The 21,062-nt window shown below is 74.6% G+C and carries 20 protein-coding genes and 1 pseudogene; 11 read left to right on the forward strand and 10 right to left on the reverse strand.

Annotated features, from left to right (window positions below):
* Window positions 1-219 precede the first annotated feature (219 nt).
* The 4 genes from ABD879_RS26715 (at window position 220) to ABD879_RS26730 (ending at window position 2,676) form a co-directional block, all read left to right on the forward strand.
* Complete coding sequence (locus ABD879_RS26715; RefSeq protein WP_345024386.1) at window positions 220-684, forward strand: sensor histidine kinase; 465 nt, start codon at window positions 220-222, stop codon at window positions 682-684.
* A gap of 142 nt (window positions 685-826) precedes the next feature.
* Window positions 827-1,075 (forward strand): hypothetical protein, encoded by a 249-nt coding sequence (locus tag ABD879_RS26720; RefSeq protein WP_345024388.1) that lies wholly within the window; start codon window positions 827-829, stop codon window positions 1,073-1,075.
* Between the two features lie 180 nt (window positions 1,076-1,255).
* A complete protein-coding gene (locus ABD879_RS26725; RefSeq protein WP_345024389.1) occupies window positions 1,256-1,987 on the forward strand; it encodes a DedA family protein in 732 nt (243 codons plus the stop codon).
* Window positions 1,988-2,154: 167 nt separating this feature from the next.
* Complete coding sequence (locus ABD879_RS26730) at window positions 2,155-2,676, forward strand: YbaK/EbsC family protein (RefSeq protein WP_345024390.1); 522 nt, start codon at window positions 2,155-2,157, stop codon at window positions 2,674-2,676.
* Here the strand turns inward: ABD879_RS26730 and ABD879_RS26735 are convergent, their stop codons facing one another.
* Both ABD879_RS26735 and ABD879_RS26740 read right to left on the reverse strand, forming a co-directional pair.
* Window positions 2,677-3,771, reverse strand: a complete 1,095-nt coding sequence (locus tag ABD879_RS26735) for an FAD-binding protein (protein ID WP_345024391.1) — start codon at window positions 3,769-3,771, stop codon at window positions 2,677-2,679.
* Between the two features lie 4 nt (window positions 3,772-3,775).
* On the reverse strand, window positions 3,776-4,252 hold the full coding sequence (locus ABD879_RS26740) for a MarR family winged helix-turn-helix transcriptional regulator (protein ID WP_345024392.1): 477 nt from the start codon (window positions 4,250-4,252) through the stop codon (window positions 3,776-3,778).
* A 131-nt stretch (window positions 4,253-4,383) separates the two neighbouring features.
* Here ABD879_RS26740 and ABD879_RS26745 point away from each other — a divergent pair, with 131 nt between their 5' ends.
* From ABD879_RS26745 to ABD879_RS26755, 3 genes are all read left to right on the forward strand, one after another.
* On the forward strand, window positions 4,384-4,836 hold the full coding sequence (locus ABD879_RS26745) for a DoxX family protein (protein ID WP_345024393.1): 453 nt from the start codon (window positions 4,384-4,386) through the stop codon (window positions 4,834-4,836).
* Window positions 4,837-5,001: 165 nt separating this feature from the next.
* Window positions 5,002-5,283, forward strand: a complete 282-nt coding sequence (locus tag ABD879_RS26750) for a hypothetical protein (protein WP_345024394.1) — start codon at window positions 5,002-5,004, stop codon at window positions 5,281-5,283.
* 256 nt (window positions 5,284-5,539) lie between these two features.
* Window positions 5,540-6,937, forward strand: coding sequence for an alpha,alpha-trehalose-phosphate synthase (UDP-forming) (locus ABD879_RS26755; protein ID WP_345024395.1), 1,398 nt, complete (start codon window positions 5,540-5,542; stop codon window positions 6,935-6,937).
* 530 nt (window positions 6,938-7,467) lie between these two features.
* Here the strand turns inward: ABD879_RS26755 and ABD879_RS26760 are convergent.
* Entirely contained in the window at window positions 7,468-8,067 is a 600-nt protein-coding gene (locus ABD879_RS26760) for an ATP-binding protein (RefSeq protein ID WP_345024396.1), read from the reverse strand.
* 196 nt (window positions 8,068-8,263) lie between these two features.
* On the opposite strand from ABD879_RS26760, the gene ABD879_RS26765 reads away from it, so the two are divergent.
* Both ABD879_RS26765 and ABD879_RS26770 read left to right on the forward strand, forming a co-directional pair.
* Window positions 8,264-8,494, forward strand: a complete 231-nt coding sequence (locus ABD879_RS26765) for a DUF397 domain-containing protein (RefSeq protein ID WP_285493390.1) — start codon at window positions 8,264-8,266, stop codon at window positions 8,492-8,494.
* Between the two features lie 82 nt (window positions 8,495-8,576).
* A complete protein-coding gene (locus ABD879_RS26770) occupies window positions 8,577-10,127 on the forward strand; it encodes an AMP-binding protein (RefSeq protein WP_345024397.1) in 1,551 nt (516 codons plus the stop codon).
* Window positions 10,128-10,313: 186 nt separating this feature from the next.
* On the opposite strand, the gene ABD879_RS26775 is transcribed toward ABD879_RS26770, so the two are convergent.
* The 7 genes from ABD879_RS26775 to ABD879_RS26805 form a co-directional block, all read right to left on the reverse strand.
* Window positions 10,314-11,867 carry a DHA2 family efflux MFS transporter permease subunit gene (locus ABD879_RS26775; protein ID WP_345024398.1) on the reverse strand — a complete coding sequence of 518 codons (1,554 nt, stop codon included), beginning with the start codon at window positions 11,865-11,867 and terminating at the stop codon, window positions 10,314-10,316.
* Window positions 11,868-12,197: 330 nt separating this feature from the next.
* On the reverse strand, window positions 12,198-12,827 hold the full coding sequence (locus tag ABD879_RS26780) for a DAK2 domain-containing protein (protein ID WP_345024399.1): 630 nt from the start codon (window positions 12,825-12,827) through the stop codon (window positions 12,198-12,200).
* Window positions 12,827-13,849, reverse strand: coding sequence for a dihydroxyacetone kinase subunit DhaK (locus tag ABD879_RS26785; RefSeq protein WP_345024400.1), 1,023 nt, complete (start codon window positions 13,847-13,849; stop codon window positions 12,827-12,829). Before ABD879_RS26785 ends, ABD879_RS26780 begins: the two co-directional genes overlap by 1 nt.
* Before the next feature lie 214 nt (window positions 13,850-14,063).
* Window positions 14,064-15,215 carry an acyl-CoA dehydrogenase family protein gene (locus tag ABD879_RS26790; protein WP_345024401.1) on the reverse strand — a complete coding sequence of 384 codons (1,152 nt, stop codon included), beginning with the start codon at window positions 15,213-15,215 and terminating at the stop codon, window positions 14,064-14,066.
* On the reverse strand, window positions 15,215-16,141 hold the full coding sequence (locus ABD879_RS26795; protein ID WP_345024402.1) for a hydroxymethylglutaryl-CoA lyase: 927 nt from the start codon (window positions 16,139-16,141) through the stop codon (window positions 15,215-15,217). The genes ABD879_RS26790 and ABD879_RS26795 overlap by 1 nt, the downstream gene beginning before the upstream one ends.
* A 2-nt stretch (window positions 16,142-16,143) precedes the next feature.
* Window positions 16,144-18,096: an acetyl/propionyl/methylcrotonyl-CoA carboxylase subunit alpha gene (locus tag ABD879_RS26800; RefSeq protein WP_345024403.1), complete on the reverse strand. Its 1,953-nt coding sequence runs from the start codon at window positions 18,094-18,096 to the stop codon at window positions 16,144-16,146.
* Between the two features lie 8 nt (window positions 18,097-18,104).
* A complete protein-coding gene (locus ABD879_RS26805; protein WP_425549660.1) occupies window positions 18,105-19,706 on the reverse strand; it encodes a carboxyl transferase domain-containing protein in 1,602 nt (533 codons plus the stop codon).
* 102 nt (window positions 19,707-19,808) lie between these two features.
* On the opposite strand from ABD879_RS26805, the gene ABD879_RS26810 reads away from it, so the two are divergent.
* Both ABD879_RS26810 and ABD879_RS26815 read left to right on the forward strand, forming a co-directional pair.
* Entirely contained in the window at window positions 19,809-20,414 is a 606-nt protein-coding gene (locus ABD879_RS26810; protein WP_345024405.1) for an SACE_7040 family transcriptional regulator, read from the forward strand.
* A 64-nt stretch (window positions 20,415-20,478) separates the two neighbouring features.
* Window positions 20,479-21,062: pseudogene (locus tag ABD879_RS26815) on the forward strand (chromosome segregation ATPase); the annotation flags it as partial.

A 21,062-nucleotide genomic window follows, 5' to 3' on the forward strand; every position in this document is an offset into this window, starting at 1 on the left:
GCCCGGCGGTGGACCGGGCCGCCGCCGCGCCGATCGCCCGGTCCACCGCCGGGCCGGTCGACGGCGGCGCCGGGGACCTCAGCGACGTGGCGGCGCGGGTCCAGCCGAGCGTGGTGTCGGTGGAGACCCGGTCGGCGCGCTCGCGCGGCACCGGATCCGGGTTCGTGATCGACCGGGGCGGCCACATCCTGACCAACGCGCACGTCGTCCAGGGGGGCCGTGCAGGTGGTCGACCGCGCCACCACCCGCATGACCCGCCTGGTGGAGGACCTGCTGTCCAACGCGGTGCGGCTGGCGCCCGCCGGGTCCGTCATCACGATAGCCGCCGACCGGCCGGGCGGCCGGCAGTGGATCGCGGTCCGCGACGCCGGGCCCGGCATCCGCGCCGAGGAGCAGGACCGGGTGTTCGACCGGTTCTGGCGCGGTGCCGAGACGCGCCGCTCCCGCGACCGGGACCGCCGCACCGGCCTGGGCCTGGCGATCGTGCGCAGCATCGCCGAGGCGCACAACGGCCACGTGCGGCTGTTCTCCGCCCCCGGCGCGGGCAGCACGTTCGTGCTGTGGTTCCCGGTGTCGGCGGGCGGCGCGGGGACGCCGGGCTCCGGGCCGCCGGCGGGCGCGGCGCCGCCCGAGACCGACCCGCTGCCGCCCGACGGCCGGACCGCGCGGCGTCCCGTTCGATGAGCCTTCATCCGCCCGACACGAGCCCGAAACACGGGGATGAGGGAATGGCGGTGCCCGGCCCCGGGCCGTGCGCGCCCGCGTCCGGGCGGCGCAGCCCGCCCGGCGCCCGGGACGGCGTGAAGGGCGTGAGGGGGAGACGCGCATGCGCGGGCAGACCGTCCGGTTCGACGAGGTGGTCGCCCGCTTCCACGGCGTCCGGCTCTACGAACGCGACGCCGAGCAGGCCGTCTACCTGGCCGAACGCGGCGGGCTCTGCCACGTGGTGATCACCCGGGAGGACGCGCCGCCCGGCGCCCCGGTCATGGCGACCGTGCTGGCGTTCGACGACGAGTGGGAGCGCGGCGCGCACCTGGCGTCCCGCCGCGGCGACGCGCCCGCCGCCCTGTCCTGACCCGCTCCGGCCCCGGCTCCGCACCCCGCTGCGTCACCTGTTTGGCCCGATCGCGGCCGCGTTCCGGGCGTTCGCCGGTATCCTGTGGCTTTCCGCAGGTGTCCGGTGCGGTGCACGGCCGGTGAACCGGGTGGTCGTTTTCATGGCGGGGCACACTGCGGCATCCGTAGCCTTTGGGACATGATCGCAATGACGCACCTGGCGCTCGCCGTGGGCCAAGCGGACGCCGGCGCCGAGCCGACCGGCGGTATCACGGGCTGGGCCACCGACCTGATGGAGCGGCTGGGCGCCATCGGCGCGGGCGCGGCCATCGCCCTGGAGAACATCTTCCCCCCGCTGCCCAGCGAGGTGATCCTGCCGCTGGCCGGGTTCACCGCGGCGCGCGGAGACATGAGCCTGGTCGCCGCGCTGATCTGGACGACGGTCGGCTCGGTGGTCGGCGCGCTGGCGCTGTACCTGATCGGCGCCCTGATCGGCCGCGACCGCATCCGCCGTCTGGTGGCCCGCATGCCGCTGGTCAAGCTGGAGGACCTGGACCGCACCGAGGCGTGGTTCGCCCGGCACGGCGGCAAGGCGGTGTTCTTCGGCCGGTTCATCCCGCTGTTCCGCAGCTTCATCTCCGTGCCCGCGGGCGTGGAGCGCATGTCGATGCCGGCGTTCCTGATCTACACCGCGGCGGGCAGCGCCATCTGGAACACCGTGTTCGTGCTGGCCGGGTACCAGCTCGGCGACAACTGGCACCTGGTGGAGGAGTACGTCGGCGCCTATTCCAAGGTCGTCGTCGGGCTCGGCGGGCTGGCGGTGGTCGTCTTCCTCATCGTGCGCATCGTGAAGGGGCGCGGCAAGGACGGCGGCCAGCCGCCGGGGGCGCACCGGCGCGCCCGCGGCTCCCAACGTGAGCACGTCGGCTGACCGGACGGCCGCGGACACGTCCGGGGCGGCGCGGCGGGGGCGGACGTGGCAGAGGCGGACGGGGCGGTGCCGTCGCCGCGACCGCAGTGCCGCGCCCCCTTCCCGCCCCCGCCGCGGACGTCCGTGGCATCGTTGGGACGCGAAACGACCCAGGGGGAGACGAGACGATGCTGGGAAAGCTGGACTGGGCGCCCGCGGCCGGACGGTCCGACCTGCTCGCCGAGCCGGTCGCCGCGGCCGTGCGCGACGTGCCGGAGGCGTACGTCGCGCCGATCGACCCGGCCCTGGCCGACACCGCCGAGTTCTGCGCCCACTACGACGTGCCGCTGGAGGCCAGCGTCAACTGCGTGATCGTCGCCGCCAAGCGGGGCGGCGAGGTCCGCTACGCCGCGTGCATGGTGCGGGCCACCGAGCGCGCCGACGTCAACGGCGCGGTGCGCAGGCACCTGGGCGCGCGCAAGGTGTCGTTCGCCCCCATGGACGAGGCGACCTCCCGCACCCGCATGGAGTACGGCGGCATCACCCCGTTCGGCATCCCCGGAGACTGGCCGGTGCTGGTCGACGAGGCGGCCGCCGCGCTGCCGCAGGCCGTCGTCGGCAGCGGCATCCGGGGCTCCAAGCTGCTGGTGCCCGGCAAGGCGCTGGCCGCGCTGCCGGCCGCCGAGGTCATCGCGCTGGCCCAGAGATGATCAGGACGCGGGGTAGGGGGTGCCGCCGACGGCCGCGGCCCGCTCGTGCAGGCGGCGGTTGGCGGCCGCCATCTCCGCGGCCGTCCGGCAGCCGGGCGAGGCGGTGCGCAGCATGCCGAACAGCACCGGGTCGGCGGGGGAGCGCAGCATCGGCACGCGGCCGATCCGCAGGGCCTTGACCAGCACGACGCCGCTGACGCCCACGTCGCGGACCGCCGTCCCGGCGAGCACCTCGCCGATCAGCTGCGCCGCGCGGGCGGCGGGCAGCAGCACCATCGCCCACGGGTGCGGCCGCGCCCACTCGCCCAGCCGGACCAGCTCCGCCACGTCGGGCCGCATCCGGTCGGCGAAGTCGCGGTAGGGGAGCCGCTCCACCTCCGACGGCGCCACGCCCTCGGGCGGACGCGTCCCGTCGAACACCGCGGCCTTGGCCTCGAACCGCCACCCCGCCTCGGCGGGCTTGGCCTGGCCGGAGACGTGGTCGGCCCGGACGCGGCGCTGGAAGGCGACCAGCTCGCCCGCGTCCCGGCACGGCACCGTGCACACCAGCACCCGTTCGGGGGCCGCGACCAGCCGCAGCGTGGCCCGCGTGATGACGCCGTGCCGGCCCATGCCCCCGCGCACCGCGTCGAACAGGCCGCGGCGGCGCGTCGCCGAGCACGTCACGATCTCGCCCTGCCGGGTGACGACCTCCAGCGCCGACACGTTGTCGGCCTGCGTCCCGTGCACGTGGGACGTCCCGCCCACCCCGCCCGCCGACAGCGTGCCGCCCACCGTGAGGTCGAGGTGGTCGGTGAGCACCGGCGGCGTGAGCGCGTGCGGCAGGGTCGCGTCCAGCACCTCCCGCCACGTGGCTCCCGCGTCCACGGTGACGTGGTCGCGGCCCACGTCGTGGACGGTGCGCATGCCGCGCATGTCGATCACGACGCCGCCCGGGGCCTGCGACTCGCCCGCCGTGGAGTGCCCGGACCCGCGCGCCGCCGCCGGCAGGCCGTCCCGGGCGGCCCGCCACAGCGCGTCGGCCACCTCGCGCTGGCACGACGGGCGCGCCACGCGCACCGGCGAGCCGCGGACGATGCCGCCGAAGTCGTCCACCGCGCTACCGCCGGCGCTGCCGGGCCCGTTCGCGCAGCCGGTCGGCCACGCGGTTCAGGGCGTCGCCCAGCACCTCCAGCTCGTCCTCCGACAGCTGCTCGATGAGCAGTTCGCGCACCACCGCCCGGTGGCCGGGGCGGACCCGGGCCAGCGTGGCGGCGCCCTCGTCGGTCAGCTCCGCCCACACCGCGCGGCGGTCGGCGTCGCACGGCCGGCGCCGCACCAGCCCGTCTTTCTCCAGCCCCGCCACCTGGTAGGTGAGCCTGCTCTTGGAGACCATCACCTCGCGGGCCAGGTCGGACATCCGCATCCGGTGCCCCTCGGCCCAGTCCAGCCGCACCAGCACCTCGAACTCCGCGTGCGACAGCCCGCCGTCGCGTTTGAGCTGGCGTTCGATCTCGTGCTCCAGCAGATGCGAGGCGGTCAGGAAGCCCAGCCAGGCGCGCATCTGCCGGGGACCGAGGGGTGAGGTGCCTGTCACATCACCATCATAGTTGGTTCGGATTTGAACTAACTCTTCGCTAGTGTCGGTTGAGATTTGAACTATCTTCGCCGCCCGCCGCGGGCCGCCGTCCGGCCCGCGGCGGGCGGCCTTCATCTCGCAGGAGGAGCATGAATCCCGCTCGCCGCTTCCCCTACCTGCCCGACGCGGGCCTGCTGGTCGGCCGCCTGGCCATCGGCGTGATCTTCATCGCGCACGGCCGGCAGAAGCTCACCGAGGCCGGGCACGCGGGCGTCACCACGATGTTCGAGGGCCTCGGCGTCCCGTTCCCGTCGCTGTCGGCCGCGTTCGCCACGTGGGTCGAGCTGCTCGGCGGCGCCGCGCTCGTCCTCGGGCTGCTCGTCCCGGTCGCGGGCGTGCTGCTGGCCGCCGACATGGCCGGCGCGTTCTGGTTCGCGCACGCCGACAAGGGCCTGTTCGCCTCCGGCGGGGGCTACGAGCTCGTCCTCGCCCTCGGCGCCACCTGCCTGCTGCTGGCCCTCGCCGGCGGCGGCCGCTTCGGCGTGGACGGCGCCCTCTTCGGCCGCCGCGAGGCGCCCGCCCGCGAGCCCGCCCGCACCTGAGCGCCCCGCGCGGGCGCCGGGCCCTCCCGCGCCGGCCGGCGCCCGCGCATCATGGGGGAGCGGACGAGCGGGAGATCACCGCCGAGTACGCGGCGCTCGACGCCCGCCGGCGCGACCCCGCCGTCCTCCGCCACCACGCGCTCGCCCGGCTGCTGCGCCGCCGTCTTGGGGCACCTGCGTCCGCTGCACGAGGCGGCCGTGCGCCTGCGCGGCGCACGCGACGACCTGGCGGCGGCGCGCGAGCCGGAGTGGCGCTCCGAAGCCGCCGCCCTCGCCGCCCGGGCGGCCGCCCTGCAGGACGCCCTGGCCGAGCGGCTGGCCGCCTGGGACCCCTGCGACCCCTGCGACGCCGTCCTCTTTCTGGAGGCCGTGTCGGGCGACGTGCTGCGGCTCGCCCGGCACCATCGCGCCGCCGCCCGCTCCGGCGAGGTCGCCCGCACCCACTGATCGGCGCCGTTTCGGGTGGGAGCGAACACTCGATGCGGAACGACCGCGTGAACGGCCGCGTGAACGGCCGAGAAAAAGCGACCGGAAGAGTGCCCAGGTCCCGGCCTGCTGCCATCTGTCGCGTTATGTACCGACTGGTTGCGTCTACAGCACTGTCATGCCGATGTCATATGGATCACGGCAGAATGACGAGAAGTTCCAGATTGCCGTTTCTGGGCATGTGATCGTCGAAGATTGCTGGGAAGGCGGTGCGTTGGTGACGCACGGTAGTGAGTTCGTGGTGGTGGCCAACCGGCTGCCGGTGGACCGGGTCGTCGACGAGGACGGGACGGCGTCCTGGCGGCGCAGCCCGGGAGGCCTGGTCAGCGCCATCGCGCCGGTGATGCGCCGGCGTCACGGCACATGGATCGGATGGGCGGGCGCGCCCGACGAGGAGCTGGAGCCGTTCGAGGAGGACGGCATGTCCCTGTGGCCGGTCAAGCAGACCAGGCGGGACGTCGAGCTCTACTACGAGGGGTTCTCCAACGCCACGCTGTGGCCGCTCTACCACGACGTGGTGGCCCCGCCGGTGTACTCGCGCGAGATGTGGGACGCCTACGTGCGCGTCAACGAGCGGTTCGCCGACGCGGCCGCCGAGGTGGCCGCGGAGAACGCCGTGGTGTGGGTGCAGGACTACCAGCTGCAGCTCGTCCCGGCGATGCTGCGGCGCCGCCGCCCCGACGTGCGGATCGGCTTCTTCCTGCACATCCCGTTCCCGCCGCTGGAGCTGTTCTGGCAGCTGCCGTGGCGGCGGCAGATCCTGGAGGGCCTGCTGGGCGCCGACCTGGTCGGCTTCCAGCTGCCCGGCGCGGCGGCCAACTTCGTCCGGCTGTGCCGCCGCCTGCTGGACGCCCGGCACTTCCGCCAGGACGTGCTGTGGGAGGAGCGGGTCGTGCGGGCGCGCGCCTTCCCCATCTCCGTCGACGTGGACGAGCTGAAGACGCTGGTCGCCCAGCCCAGCGTGCGCGAGCGGGCCGAGGAGATCCGCGCCGACCTCGGCGACCCCACGATCCTGCTCGGCGTCGACCGGCTCGACTACACCAAGGGCATCGCCCAGCGCCTGCAGGCGTTCGGGGAGCTGTTCGAGGACGGCCACCTCAAACCGGGCCAGGCGGTGTTCGTGCAGATCGCCACGCCCAGCCGGGAGCGGGTCGAGCAGTACCAGCTGCTGCGCGACCAGATCGAGCAGCAGGTCGGCCGGATCAACGGCGACTACGGGGAGCTGGGCTTCCCCGTCGTGCACTACCTGCACACCTCCTACGACCGCGCCGAGCTGGCCGCCCTCTACCTGGCCGCGGACGTCATGGTGGTCACCCCGCTGCGGGACGGCATGAACCTGGTCGCCAAGGAGTACGTCGCCTGCCGCGACGACCTGCGCGGCGCGCTGGTGCTCAGCGAGTTCGCCGGCGCGGCCGCCGAGCTCAAGCGGGCCTTCCAGGTCAACCCGTACGACATCGACGGGCTCAAGAGCACCATGCTGACCGCGATGAACGCCGACCCGGCGGAACAGGCCCGCCGCATGCGCGCGATGCGCAAGCGCGTCCTGGAACACGACGTCGACCGCTGGGCCAGGGACTTCCTCAGCGCCCTGGAACAGCCGCAACGGGTCAACTGACCCGCCCGTCCCCCCTCAGGGGGACCAGGGGGACACAGCCTTCCGAACCCCTGAGCAACCGACCCGACTGTGCCCCCCCGCCGAAAGGACGGCACTCCGGCCCGAACCCCACGGCTGCCAGGCCCGAACCCCTGTGCCGCCCGGTCCTGAGGCGACCGCGTCGCACCGGCGCATCACCCGCGCGCTTTTTGTGGAGCGTGCCACTGACATGACGGACGCGCCGCCACCACCGCTCGTGCCCCCCCCGCCCGAACAATGCGGGGACGACGCGTCCACCATCCGCCGGCGCCGTGCCGAACGCCGCCCCCTCGCCGGCGCTCGCAGCCCCGTCGCGGTCCGTTCGGCGCTCTTCCGCGCCCGGACGGGGCGTGCCGGGCGTGGCCCGAGACGCCGGCTTCCGACTCGCGCCGACCTCCCCCGCGGAGGCGCCCCCCTAGCCGGCGGTCTCGGGCACGTGGCGGGCGGCCGTCATTCAGCGGCCCCGGGCTGCTTCAGCAGGCCGGGGAACCGCGGGCGGGCCGCCCGGGCTCTCAGCGGCCGGCGGAGGCGGGGCGCAGGTCGAACGCCGCCCAGACGGCCTTGCCGCCGGTGGTCAGGGGCGCCCAGCCCCACGCGTCGCTGACCGCGCCGACCACCACCAGGCCGCGGCCCGCCTCGCCGAAGCGGTCCGGGTCGGGCTCGGCCTGCTCGGGGACCTGGGTGCCCGGGTCGGTGACGACCACGACCAGGCGCCGCGGATGACCCAGCAGCACCACCTGGATGGGGCACGGCGGCGCCGGGCGCAGCAGGTCCGTCAGGCCGTGCCGCAACGCGTTGGTGACCAGTTCGGACACGGCGACCAGGACGTCCTCGACGGCGTCGGCCAGCCCCCATTCCTCCAGCGTGGCCCGCGCGAACTCGCGGGCCGCCTTCGGCGAGGCGGCGTCGGCGGGCAGCACCCGGCGGGCGGTGCGCGGGCGGCCCGAGGGGGGCGTCGGCCAGTGGCCGGCCAGCCCCGGTGTGGCCGGCGGGACCAACGCCGTCGGGCCGGCGTCCGGCCACAGCGCCCGCCCGGCGGCCGCGAACCGCCAGGCCCGCCTCCCCCCGTGCGCGGGCGGAGCGGCGACGTCGTCTGCCTGGTCAACGATCATTGTCAGACCCCAGTGGCGAGCGGGTGTGCAGTGCGCGGCGTTCGCTATCTTGCTCCCCATGTCGTGCAGATGCAAGACCGTCTGCATGAACCAATGCAAGAACGAATGCACGTGCATCTCGTACCATGACTACAGGGGTGGGGCGAGATCGCAGCCTCCCGCGCGGGAGGCGAGACGGCCTGACAAGGGGGCACGCATGTACGGCGACGAGCTGTCGGACCTCTGGCGGCACGGACTCGTCTGGCAGAAGAGCCGCCGCAGCAACCCGAGCGGCAACTGTGTCGAGTTGGCCGAACTCCCCACCGGGGAGATCGCGGTGCGCAACTCCCGGTATCCGGACGGACCGATCCTCGTCTACACGCGGGAGGAGGTCGAGGCGTTCGTGGGCGGTGCCAAGGACGGCGACTTCGACCACATGCTGGTCTGAGCCGCGGTCCGGTCGGGACCGCCGGTAAACCGAAACCGAATCCCGTTCCATTTTGGCGTTCCGCCGGGTACCGTGCTGACGCATGCACCTGGGACAGATCGCCGAGCGATCGCCCGGTCGGCCCGCCGTGATCATGGCGGGCTCCGGGCGGATCATCACGTACCGGGAACTCGACGAGGAGTCCAACCGGCTCGCGCAGCTCCTCCGCGCCGAGGGGCTGCGCCCCGGTGACCACGTCGCATTCATGCTCGAGAACCACCCGCTGTTCCTGGCCGTGGCCTGGGCGGCGCAGCGTTCCGGGCTCTACTACACCGCCGTCAGTTCGCGGCTGCAGGCCGACGAGCTGGCCTACATCGTCGACAACTGCGAGGCGAAGGTCTTCATCTCCTCGCACGCCCTGGCCGGCACCGCCGCGGCCGTCACCGAGCGCACGCCCCGGGTGCGGCTCCGGCTGATGCTGGACGGCGTCGCGCCGGGCTTCGAGTCCTACGAGGAGCGGGTCGCGGCCCATCCGCCGACGCCCATCGCCGACGAGTGCGAGGGCGTCGACATGCTGTACTCGTCGGGCACCACCGGCCGCCCCAAGGGCGTCAAGCCGGAGCTGCGGCTGGACCCGATGGGCACGCCGGGCCCCCTCTACCAGCTGATCTCCCTGCTGTTCCAGCCCGACGGCGACTCGGTCTACCTGTCCCCGGCGCCGCTCTACCACGCCGCGCCGCTGCGCTACTGCCTCACCTTCCAGCGGTTCGGCGCCACCGTCGTGGTGATGGAGAGGTTCGACCCCGAGCAGGCCCTCGCGGCCATCGACGAGTACGGGGTGACGCACAGCCAGTGGGTGCCCACCCACTTCATCCGGATGCTCAAGCTGCCGCCGGAGGTCCGCGCCCGCTACGACCTGTCGACGCTGCGGTGCGCCGTGCACGCCGCCGCGCCCTGCCCCGTCCCGGTCAAGGAGCAGATGATCGAGTGGTGGGGCCCGATCCTGCACGAGTACTACGCCGGGACCGAGGGCAACTGCTTCGTCTACACCGACTCCCAGGACTGGCTCACCCACAAGGGGACGGTCGGCAGGCCCCTGCTGGGCGAGATCCACGTCTGCGACGAGAACGGCGACGAGCTGCCGCCCGGCACGCCCGGCACCCTCTACTTCGGCGCCGGCCCCGAGTTCGAGTACCACGGCGACGCCGAGAAGACCGCCGCGTCCCGCGACCCCAAGGGCCGCGGCTGGACGACGCTCGGCGACGTCGGCTACGTGGACGAGGACGGCTTTCTGTACCTGACCGACCGCCGCTCCTACATGATCATCAGCGGCGGGGTGAACATCTACCCGCAGGAGGCCGAGAACGTCCTGGCCGTCCATCCGAAGGTCGCCGACGTGGCGGTCATCGGCGTGCCCGACCCCGAGATGGGCGAGTCGGTCAAGGCCGTCGTGCAGCCGGTGTCCATGGACGACGCGGGCCCCGGGCTGGAGGCCGAGCTGATCGCCTACTGCCGCGAGCGGCTGGCCCACTACAAGTGTCCGCGCTCGGTCGACTTCCGCGCCGAGCTGCCCCGCCACCCCACCGGCAAGCTCTACAAGCGCCTGCTGAAGGACGAGTACTGGAAGGACGCCGACACCGGGCCGCGGCCCTGACCCGCGCCCCCTCGCGCCCCGTCCGAGGCCGGCCGCGCCGGGGCGCCGGGAACGGAACCCGCGGCCCTGCGTCCGGGGCCGCTCTGGAATCGCCTTCGGGACGGGATGAGAGGGGCGTACAGCGGCGAACGCCCCGCCCCGAAGGTCGCAGGACCTCGGGACGGGGCGCTCGGCCCTGAGCGGTGCTCAGTGCATCGGCATGGGTGCGTCGACGGCGGCGCCCTCCGGCTTCTTGCGCGGCAGCATCAGCGCCGGGATGAACGCCAGCGTCAGCAGCGCCAGCGACCACCAGTAGGTGGTCTGGAAGGCGTCGGCCATCTTGCTGAAGATCTGCGCCATGACCTCGGGCGGCACCTGCTGCGCCCCGGCCCCGGCGGGGGCCTCGGCCGCGGCGCCGCCGGTGGGCAGCCCCCGGGACCGCAGCTGGGAGGCCAGCAGGACCGCGATGAACGCGGTGCCGATCGAGCCCGCCACCTGCTGGATGATGTTCAGCGCGGTGGAGGCCCGCGGCACCTCGTCGTGCTGCAGGGTCTGCATGGCGGCCGACATGGTCGGCATCATCGTCATGCCCATGCCGAGCCCCATGACGAACAGCGCGGCGCCCAGCCCCCAGTACGAGGCGTCGGCGGTGAGCTGCGAGGCGAAGCCCGCGACGCCCAGCACCACGACGGTCAGGCCGATCCACACGACCCGCCCGGGGCCCACCCGGTCGGTGAGCTTGCCGCCGATCGGCATCGTGATCATGGCGCCCACGCCCTGCGGGGCCAGCAGCAGGCCCGCGGCGAACGCGGTCTCGCCGCGCACCGACTGGTAGTACAGCGGCAGGATCAGCATGGCGCCGAAGAAGGCGCAGGCGAACAGCACCAGCGTGCCGGACGCGGTGGCCACCGAGCGGCGCCGGAACAGCCGCAGGTCGATCAGCGGGTTCTTGTTGTGGCGGCCCAGCGCGTGGAAGACGAACCCGAGCGTCAGCACCGCCCCGACGACGGTGGGGATCAGCACGTCCGGACGGCCGAAGTCGGACTTCTCCGCACCGGTGGCCAGCCCGTAGATCAGCGCGGCCAGACCCGGCGACAGCAGCAGCAGCCCGAGGAAGTCCAGCCGCTCGGCGGGACGCGGTTCGTCGCGCTTGAGGATGCGCGCGGCCAGGATCAGCGCCACCGCGCCGATCGGCACGTTGATGTAGAAGATCCAGCGCCAGGAGACGTCGTCGACCAGCCAGCCGCCCAGGATGGGGCCGGTGATCGGGCCGAGCAGCATCGGGATGCCGACGATGCTCATCACCTGGCCGACCCGCTGCGGGCCGGCGGCCTGGGTGAGGATCGTCATGCCCGCGGGCATGATCATGCCGCCGCCCAGGCCCTGCAGCACCCGGAAGGCGATCAGGGACTCGGCGCTCCAGGCCGTGCCCGCCAGCGCGGACCCGCCGACGAACAGCACGATCGACAGGATGTACAGGCGCTTGGTGCCGAACCGCGCCGAGGCCCAGCCGGTCACCGGGATGACCGTGGCCAGGGCGAGCGTGTAGCCGGTGGCCACCCACTGGATGGTGGCGAGCGAGGCGTTGAAGTCCTCGGACAGGTGCTTGAGCGCGACGTTGACGACGGTCACGTCCAGGATGGACATGATCGCGCCGAGGACGACGACGATGGCCACTGCGAGCACGCCGCGGTCGAGCCCTCCGGCGGACGCCGAGTCCGGCGGGTCGGCCTTCGTCTGCGAAGACGCGGGAGCGGTCAAGACGGTCTTCCAATCATCCGGGCCCGGGCATGCGGGCACGACGGGATCATCGACGGGGCTTCGGGATTGCCGCAGCAAAATACTGCAGCGACTGACACTTTCGCGAACGATTAAACCCCCGCCGTACCGGGAGTATTCCGTCGGGGTCTGACATTTCCGTGCACGTCGCCCGTCTCCTCCCGCAACGGGCCGTGACCTGGGGCGCCATGCGGATGTGACATACCCGACACCACCCTCAGGCTCCCCGGACACCGGGACGTACCCGCCGCGAGGCGGGACTCGCCGACGGGCGGGCGCGCCGGAGCCCGCCCTACCGCGCGGGGACGGCCGTCACGGGGAGGGGACCGGGGTGGGCACGTCCGCGGCGGGGTCGGCGGCGGTGGCGAGGGCCCAGAACAGCAGCGCGACCCCGACCGCCCCCGGGTCGGGCCGTCCCTTGACGCGGTCGCCCACGTAGCTGGCCCGGCCCATGCGGGCGCGCAGCTCCGACGTGCGGGCGGCGCCCTCGGCGGCGGCCCGCGCGGCGGCGGCGAACCCCTCGTCCCCGCCCGCGCGCAGCGCGTCGACGGCGGGCGTGGAGGCGTCCACCAGCGTGCGGTCGCCCACCTTGGCCTCGCCGACGCGCTGGATGGCCGCCAGCCCGGCCGCCGCGCCCTCCGCCCAGGCCGCCGCGTCCGCACCGGACTCCAGCGCGCGGGCGATCTCGGTGAACAGCAGGCCGAGCAGCGGGCCGCTGGTGCCGCCGACCTCGTCCAGGAACACCGTGCCGAGCGCGCCGAACGCCGGCCCCCCGGACCGCTCGAACGCGGCGACCGCCGCGCGCAGCCCGCCCCGCAGGTTGTCGCCGAAGTCGCCGTCGCCGCTGTGCCGGTCGAGCGCGGTCAGCTCGGCGTGCGCGTCCTCGGCCGCGGCGGCGTAGCGGCGCAGCACGGACTCCTGGTCGACCTCGGTGGCGGGCATCAGACGGTCTCCTCGGTGGCGGGACGGGGGAACGCGGGGGTGACGGCCGGGGCGGCCCACCAGGATTTCCACTCGGGCCGCATCCGGGTCAGCGTGATGGAGAACCCGGCCATGTCCAGGGCGGGGGCGAACGTGCCGACCAGCGCGCCGCTCAGCGCGAACCCGCGCCGCTCCAGCCCGCCGGCGACCAGGTCGTGCAGCCCGTACAGCTCCAGCTGCGTGGTGCCGCCCAGGCCGTTGACGACGGCGACGACCTCGTCCGGCCCCTCCGGCAGGCCCGCGATCACCTCGTCCAGCATCCGGTCCACCAGGTCCTCGGTGGACGGCCGGGGGATCGACCGGGCGGCGCGCTCGCCGTGGATGCCCACGCCGTACTCCAGCTCGCCGTCGGCCAGCTCGAACGCGGGCCTGCCGGTGTGCATGGAGGTCTGCGCCCGGGACGCCACGGCCAGGCTGCGCGACGCGGCGGCGAACGCCGCGCCCAGCTCGGCCAGCTCGTCGATGCCGAGCCCGTCGTCGGCGGCGGCGCCGAGCAGCTTCTCCACCACGACGGTGGCGCCGGTGCCGCGCCGCCCGGTCGCGGTGTCGGCGGACTCGGTGGCCAGGTCGTCGTCCACCAGCACCCGGCGGACCTCGATGCCCTCCATCCGCAGCCGCTCGGCGGCGATGCCGAAGTTGATGCGGTCGCCGGTGTAGTTCTTCACCACGTGGATCACGCCGCCGGGCCCGGCCGCCTTCCGGCTGGCCTCCAGGATCTGCCGGTTGTGCGGCGAGGCGAACACCTTGCCGGGCGCGACCGCGTCGAGCATGCCGCGGCCGAGGAACCCGGCGTGCATCGGCTCGTGCCCGGACCCGCCGCCCGACACCAGCCCCACCCGCCGGCCCGGCGCGCGGTGCCGCGCGACCAGGTGGGCGGGGTCCTCGTGCAGCTCGACGAGGTCGGCGTGGACCCGCGCGAAGCCGCGCAGCGAGGGCGGGACGGGATCGCCGTCGGAGGGGTGGAAGGGCGCGCTTGACGTCACGGTGCGGTCTCCTCGGGGCAGGACGATGCGCGGTCGGCGCGGCCGCCTAATATACGCGCCCGAAAACCGCGCGCGGCTTCCGGCCTGATCCACAGGCGGTGCCCGAGACCGCGCGCGGCCGACCGGGCGGCTGCACCGGGTCCCGCGGGCCCGTCCCGCCCGGTCGCGGCGCGCGGAGGGCCCGGACGGGCCGCCGGGCGCCAGGCGGCGGGTGTCAGGCGGCGGGCGGCAGCCCCAGCGAGCGGGCGATGAGCATGCGCTGGACCTCGGAGGTGCCCTCGCCCACCTCCAGGATCTTGGCGTCCCGGTAGAAACGGCCCACGGGGTACTCGTTCATGAAGCCGTAGCCGCCGAAGATCTGGGTGGCGTCGCGCGCGTTGTCCATGGCCGCGTTGGAGGCGACCAGCTTGGCGATGGACGCCTCCTTCTTGAACGGCAGCCCCGCCGCCATGCGGGCCGCGGCGGCGTAGTAGGCCAGGCGGGCGGTGTGCGCGCGGGTCTCCATGTCGGCGATCTTGAACTGGACGGCCTGGTAGCGGCCGATCTCGCGGCCGAAGGCGACGCGTTCGCCGGCGTAGCGCACGCACTCGTCCACGCAGCCCTGGGCCAGGCCGACCGACAGCGCGGCGATGGCGATGCGGCCCTCGTCCAGGATGCGCAGGAACTGGGCGTAGCCGCGGCCGCGCTCGCCGACCAGGTTCTCGGCGGGCACCCGCACGTCGGTGAACGCCAGCTCGCGGGTGTCGGACGCCGACCAGCCGACCTTGGAGTACTTGCGGCCGACGGCGAAGCCGGGCGTGCCGTTCGGGACGATGATCGTGGAGATCTCGTTCTCGCCGGTCAGCGCGGTGACGGTGACGAACGCGGTGATGTCGGTGCCGGCGTTGGTGATGAACGACTTGGACCCGTTGACCACCCAGTGGTCGCCGTCCAGGCGGGCGGTGGTGCGCATGCCGCCGGGGACGTCGGAGCCGCCGCCCGGTTCGGTCAGCCCGAAGGCCGCCAGCCGCTCGCCGGACGTCAGCGGGGGCAGCCACCGCTCCTTCTGCTCCTGCGTGCCGAACCGGTAGATCGGCATGGCCCCCAGGGACACCGCGGCCTCCAGCGTGATGGCCACCGAGGAGTCCACGCGGGCCAGTTCCTCCAGGGCGAGGCAGAGGGTGAAGTAGTCGCCGCCCATGCCGCCGTACTCCTCGGGGAACGGCAGGCCGAACAGCCCCATCTTGCCCATCGCGGCGACGATCTCGTACGGGAACTCGCCCCGCTCGTACAGGTCGCCGATCACCGGTGCGACGGACTCGCGGGCGAACCGCTCCACGGTCCGGCGCAGCTCCTCCTGCTCCTCGGTGAGCGTGAAGTCGATCATTACTGCTCCTTGGGTGCCAGCGCCTGCACGACGCGGGAGGGACTGGGACGGCCGAGGCGCTCGGCCATCCAGCGGCTGGTGGCGGCGAGGGCGGCCAGGTCGACGCCGGTGTCGATGCCGAGTCCGTGCAGCATCCACACCAGGTCCTCGGTGGCCAGGTTGCCGGTGGCGCTCTCGGCGAACGGGCAGCCGCCGATGCCGCCGGCCGAGGCGTCGACCGTGGTGACACCGGCGCGCAGGGCGGCCAGCGTGTTGGCCAGGGCCTGCCCGTAGGTGTCATGGAAGTGCACCGCGAGCCGGTCGACGCCGATGCCCGCCGCGACCAGCGCCTCGATCAGCGCGGTGACCTGCCCGGGCGTGCCGACGCCGATGGTGTCGCCGATGCTCAGCTGCGCGCAGCCGAGGTCCATCATGCGGGTCGCCACGCGCACCACCTGGTCGATCGGCACGTCGCCCTCCCAGGGGTCGCCGCACGCCATCGACACGTAGGCGCGCACCCACATGCCCTCGGCGAGGGCGCGTTCGACGACGGGCGCGAACATCGCGATCGACTCGTCGACGGTGCGGTTGAGGTTGCGCCGGGCGAACGACTCGGTGGCGCTGCCGAAAATCGCGATCTCGGTGACACCGTTGCGCAGCGCCCGCTCCAGGCCCCGCTCGTTGGGCACCAGGACGGGGCGGCGCGCCCCCGGGGCCGCCGGGGGCAGGGCGGCCAGCAGCTCCTCGGCGTCGGCCAGCTGCGGCACCCACTTGGGGTGGACGAAGCTGGTCGTCTCGATCGTGCGCAGTCCGGCGTCGGCGAGCCGCGCGACGAACTCGGCCTTGACGTCCGCCGGGACGATCGCCTTCTCGTTCTGCAGCCCGTCGCGCGGCCCGACCTCGTAGATCTCGACCCGGTCGGGCAGGCCGTCCAGCGGCACCCGCATCGTCACTCCTCCTCGATGACGGCCAGCACCGCGTCCAGCGCGACCTGCGCGCCCGCGCGGACCGGCAGGTCCGCCACCGTGCCGGCGACCGGCGCGGTGACGGTGTGCTCCATCTTCATCGCCTCCACCACCACCAGCGGCTGGCCCGCGGCGACCCGCTCGCCCGCGCTCGCCTTGACGGCGAGGACGGTGCCGGGCATGGGGCTGCGGACCACGCCGTCCCCGGCCGCGGACGCGCCGCCCCCGGTCTCGGCGCGCACGTGCTCGGCCAGCGCCCAGGCGTGCCCGTCGCGGCCGAGCCACAGCGTGCCGCCGTCGCGGGCGTGCCGGTAGGTCAGGGTGCGGTCGCCGTGGACGAGCGTCAGCGTGCGGCCGTCGCGGCCGAGGGAGGCGCGGACGGGCGCGGCGTCGCCGACGGCGACGAGCGCGTCGCGGGCGCGGCCCTGCACGCGCACCTCCACGGGCTCGCCGCCGGCCGGGGTGATGATCCACGGGGTCCAGGCGGGGGCGCCGGGACGCCAGCCGTCGGGGATGTCCCACGGGTCGGCGGCGTCGCCGGGGTCCAGGGCGAGCATGCGTTCCAGCGCGGCGGCGGCCAGGACCTCGCCGGGGACGGAGCCGTCCCCCGCCAGGTCGGCCAGCGAACGCTCGACCAGGCCCGTGTCGAGGCGGCCCGCCGCCACGTCCGGGTGGGCGAGCAGCGCCCGCAGGAACGCCACGTTGGTGGGCACGCCGAGCAGCGTGTACGACGCGAGCGCGCGGTCGAGGCGGTGCAGGGCGGCGGCGCGGTCGGCGCCCCAGGCGACCACCTTGGCGAGCATCGGGTCGAAGGAGCCGCCGACCTCGTCGCCCTCCTCCAGGCCCGAGTCGACGCGCGTGCCGGACGGCTCGTCCAGCAGCAGCACCCGGCCGCCCGTGGGCAGGAAGCCGCGCGCCGGGTCCTCGGCGTACACGCGCGCCTCGACGGCGTGGCCGTTCAGGCGCACCTCGTCCTGGGTGAGGGGGAGCGGCTCCCCGGCGGCGACGCGCAGCTGCAGCTCCACCAGGTCGAGGCCGGTGACCAGTTCGGTGACGGGGTGCTCGACCTGCAGCCGGGTGTTCATCTCCATGAAGAAGAACTCGCCGGGGCGGTCGGCCGGCACGATGTACTCCACCGTCCCGGCGCCGGTGTAGCCGACGGCCCGGGCCGCCGCGACGGCCGCCGCGCCCATGCGCTCGCGGGTCGCCTCGTCCAGCAGCGGGGACGGCGCCTCCTCCACGATCTTCTGGTGCCGGCGCTGCAGGCTGCACTCGCGCTCGCCGAGGTGGACGGCGTTGCCGTGGGCGTCGGCGAGCACCTGGATCTCGATGTGCCGGGGGTTGCCGACGTACCGCTCCACCAGCAGGGTGTCGTCGCCGAACGCGGCGCGGGCCTCGCGGCGGGCGGCGGCGATCGCGTCGGGCAGCTCGGCGGCGTCGCGGACCAGCCGCATGCCCTTGCCGCCGCCGCCCGCCGACGGCTTGAGCAGCACGGGCAGGCCCACCTCCAGCGCGGCGGCGGCCAGCTCCTCGTCCGGCAGGCCCGGCTCGTCCCGGCCCGGCACGACCGGGACGCCCGCCGCCGCGACGGTGCGCTTGGCGCGGATCTTGTCGCCCATCGCCTCGATCGCCGCGGCGGGCGGGCCGACGAACACCAGCCCGGCGGCGGCGCAGGCGCGGGCGAACCCGGCGTTCTCGGCCAGGAAGCCGTACCCGGGGTGGACCGCGTCGGCGCCGGCCGCGCGGGCCGCCGCGACCACCGCGTCGGCGTCGAGGTACGACGGGATCCGCACCGCATCGTCGGCCTCCCGGACGTGCCGCGCGCCGGCGTCGGCGGCGGTGTGCACGGCGACCGAGCGGACGCCCAGCCGCCGCAGCGTGCGGAACACCCGGACCGCGATCTCGCCGCGGTTGGCCACCAGGACGCTTTGCAACATTTGCGGCCTCACATCCGGAAGACGCCGTAGCCGACGGGTTCCAGCGGCGCGTTCGCCGCCGCGGACAGCGCGAGCCCCAGGACCCGGCGGGTGTCGAGGGGGTCGATCACGCCGTCGTCCCACAGCCGCGCCGTGGCGTAGTACGGGTTGCCCTGCTTCTCGTACTGCTCGCGGATCGGCGCCTTGAACTCCTCCTCCGCCTCCGGCGGCCACTGCTCGCCGCGCGCCTCCAGCTGGTCGCGGCGGACGGTGGCCAGCACGCTGGCGGCCTGCTCCCCGCCCATCACCGAGATCCGCGCGTTCGGCCACATCCACAGGAAGCGGGGGGAGTAGGCCCGGCCGCACATGGCGTAGTTGCCCGCGCCGAACGACCCGCCGATCACGACGGTGAACTTGGGGACGCGGGCGCACGCCACGGCGGTGACCATCTTGGCGCCGTGCTTGGCGATGCCGCCCGCCTCGTACTGCCGGCCCACCATGAACCCGGTGATGTTCTGCAGGAACAGCAGCGGCACCGAGCGGCGGTCGCACAGCTCGATGAAGTGCGCGCCCTTGAGCGCCGACTCGGCGAACAGGATGCCGTTGTTGGCCACGACGCCGACCGGGTGGCCGTGGACGCGGGCGAAGCCGGTCACCAGCGTGCCGCCGTACTCCTTCTTGAACTCCTGGAACCGGCTGCCGTCCACGATCCGCGCGATCACCTCGCGCACGTCGTAGGGGGTGCGCGGGTCGGGCGGCACGACCCCGTACAGCTCGCCGGGGTCGGCGGCGGGCGGCTCGGGCGGCGCCACGTCCCAGGGGCGCGGCGCGCGCGGGCCGAGCGTGGCGACGATGTCGCGGACGATGGCCAGCGCGTGCGCGTCGTCCTCGGCCAGGTGGTCGGTCACGCCGGAGGTGCGGGCGTGCAGCTCCCCGCCGCCCAGCTCCTCGGCGGTGACCACCTCGCCGGTGGCGGCCTTCACCAGCGGCGGGCCGCCCAGGAAGATCGTGCCCTGGCCGCGGACGATCACCGCCTCGTCGCTCATCGCCGGGACGTAGGCGCCGCCCGCGGTGCACGAGCCGAGCACGGCGGCGATCTGCGGGATGCCCCGCGCCGACATGGTCGCCTGGTTGTAGAAGATCCGGCCGAAGTGCTCGCGGTCGGGGAACACCTCGTCCTGGCGGGGCAGGAACGCGCCGCCCGAGTCGACCAGGTAGACGCACGGCAGCCGGTTGTGCAGCGCCACTTCCTGCGCCCGCAGGTGCTTTTTGACCGTCATCGGGTAGTAGGTGCCGCCCTTGACGGTGGCGTCGTTGGCGACGACCACGCACTCGCGGCCCGAGATCCGCCCGACCCCGGTGATGATCCCGGCGCCGGGGGCCTCGTCGTCGTACATGCCGGCGGCGGCCAGCGGCGACAGCTCCAGGAACGGCGACCCCGGGTCGAGCAGGGCGTCCACCCGGTCGCGCGGCAGCAGCTTGCCGCGCGCCACGTGCCGCTGCCGGGCGCGCTCGGGCCCGCCGCGCCCGGCCCGGTCGATGCGGTCGCGCAGCTCGGCGGCCAGCGCCGCGTTGTGCTCGGCGTTGGCGTTGAACGCCGGGTCCGCCGGGTCGGCGCGGGTGGGCAGCACGGGTCCGGTCATCGATCGCGTCCTCGTCGTGTTAATGACCGTTAACACGGCCGATGTTAATACTCGTTAACATCGCACGTCCACCCCCCCTACACTTCCCTCATGACCTCCGAACCCGTGCGCCCCGCGGGCGGCCGGGCGGCGGTGGCCTCCCCGCGCCGGGCCGAGATCCTGGCCGCGGCCGCCGAACTGTTCGCCCGGCGCGGCTTCCACGGCGCCTCCATCGGCGACGTCGGCCGCGCGGTCGGGCTCACCGGCCCCGCCCTCTACCGGCACTTCCGCGGCAAGGAGGCGGTGCTGGCGGAGATGCTGCTCGACATCAGCGAGCGGCTGCGGGCCGAGGGCGCGCGGCGCGCCGCCGACCCCGACCCCGACCGGGCCCTGGACGCCCTGCTGCGCTGGCACATCGCGTTCGCCCTCGACAACCCGGCGCTGATCACCGTCCACGAGCGCGAGCTGGACAACGTGCCCGAGCCGCAGCGCCACCAGATCCGCCGCCTGCAGCGCGCGTACGTGGAGGAGTGGGTCGGCGTGCTGCGCCGCATGCGGCCCGACGCCCCGCCCCCCGAGGACCGTGCGCGCGCCGCCGTGCACGCCTGCTTCGGCCTGCTCAACTCCACCCCCTACAGCGCCTCCGCCGTGGACCGCTCCGCGATGGGCGACCTGCTGTACGCGATGGCGCGCGCCGCCCTCCACCAGGTCTCCTAGCGGCCCTGCCGATTCGTTTTCGCGGGCGTTGAACGGCGCGGCCCGCCGGTGCGTACCACCGGGCATGACGGACCAGAAGGCGGCGCCCCTCGGCAGCGGTTCGGCGGACGGCGGCGACGGCGCGGAGCACGCGGCGGCGCCCTCCGACGGCGACGCCCGGCCGGAGGCGGCGACCGACGTCAAGGCGGCCGGCGCCGACTGGTCCGAGCGCGCCGGCGCGGCGCGCGAGCGGGCGGCGGCGCCGCCGGGGGAGCGGGCGCCCAACCCCGTCGCGGTCTGGCCGTGCGCCAACTGCGGCAGGCCCGTCCCGCAGCCCGTCCCCGGCACCTGGTCGGTGCGCTACTGCCAGGACAACGACGGGGCGTGCGCCGCCGAGGCCCGCCGGCGCCGCGAACGCGGCCGCGACACCCCCGGGCTGACCGGGCAGGTCGCCTGGGCCTGGGAGATCGTGGAGAAGATGGAGGAGGCCGTCGGGCGGCTCGCCGGGTCGCTGGCCTCCGAGCTGAGCGTCGCCGGGGTGGAGCGGCGCATCGCCGACGCCGACGCCCGGGCCGCCGCCCGCGTCGCCGCCGAGCAGCAGCCGCGCGACGAGTCCCAGCGGCAGGCCGAGGCCGCCTGGCGGCAGGCCGCCGCCGCCCGGGAGCGGAC

This window comes from Actinomadura keratinilytica (assembly GCF_039539665.1).
GTDB lineage: Bacteria > Actinomycetota > Actinomycetes > Streptosporangiales > Streptosporangiaceae > Spirillospora > Spirillospora keratinilytica.

Coding starts and splice junctions, on each gene's coding strand:
- ABD879_RS26795 (WP_345024402.1), bottom strand. CDS start 16,141: ATGCGGGTGCCGCTGGACGGCCTGCCCGACCGGGTCGAGATCTACGAG.
- ABD879_RS26790 (WP_345024401.1), bottom strand. CDS start 15,215: ATGATCGACTTCACGCTCACCGAGGAGCAGGAGGAGCTGCGCCGGACC.
- ABD879_RS26765 (WP_285493390.1), top strand. CDS start 8,264: ATGTACGGCGACGAGCTGTCGGACCTCTGGCGGCACGGACTCGTCTGG.
- ABD879_RS26810 (WP_345024405.1), top strand. CDS start 19,809: ATGACCTCCGAACCCGTGCGCCCCGCGGGCGGCCGGGCGGCGGTGGCC.
- ABD879_RS26720 (WP_345024388.1), top strand. CDS start 827: ATGCGCGGGCAGACCGTCCGGTTCGACGAGGTGGTCGCCCGCTTCCAC.
- ABD879_RS26770 (WP_345024397.1), top strand. CDS start 8,577: ATGCACCTGGGACAGATCGCCGAGCGATCGCCCGGTCGGCCCGCCGTG.
- ABD879_RS26780 (WP_345024399.1), bottom strand. CDS start 12,827: ATGCCCGCCACCGAGGTCGACCAGGAGTCCGTGCTGCGCCGCTACGCC.
- ABD879_RS26730 (WP_345024390.1), top strand. CDS start 2,155: ATGCTGGGAAAGCTGGACTGGGCGCCCGCGGCCGGACGGTCCGACCTG.
- ABD879_RS26800 (WP_345024403.1), bottom strand. CDS start 18,096: ATGTTGCAAAGCGTCCTGGTGGCCAACCGCGGCGAGATCGCGGTCCGG.
- ABD879_RS26760 (WP_345024396.1), bottom strand. CDS start 8,067: ATGATCGTTGACCAGGCAGACGACGTCGCCGCTCCGCCCGCGCACGGG.
- ABD879_RS26745 (WP_345024393.1), top strand. CDS start 4,384: ATGAATCCCGCTCGCCGCTTCCCCTACCTGCCCGACGCGGGCCTGCTG.
- ABD879_RS26725 (WP_345024389.1), top strand. CDS start 1,256: ATGATCGCAATGACGCACCTGGCGCTCGCCGTGGGCCAAGCGGACGCC.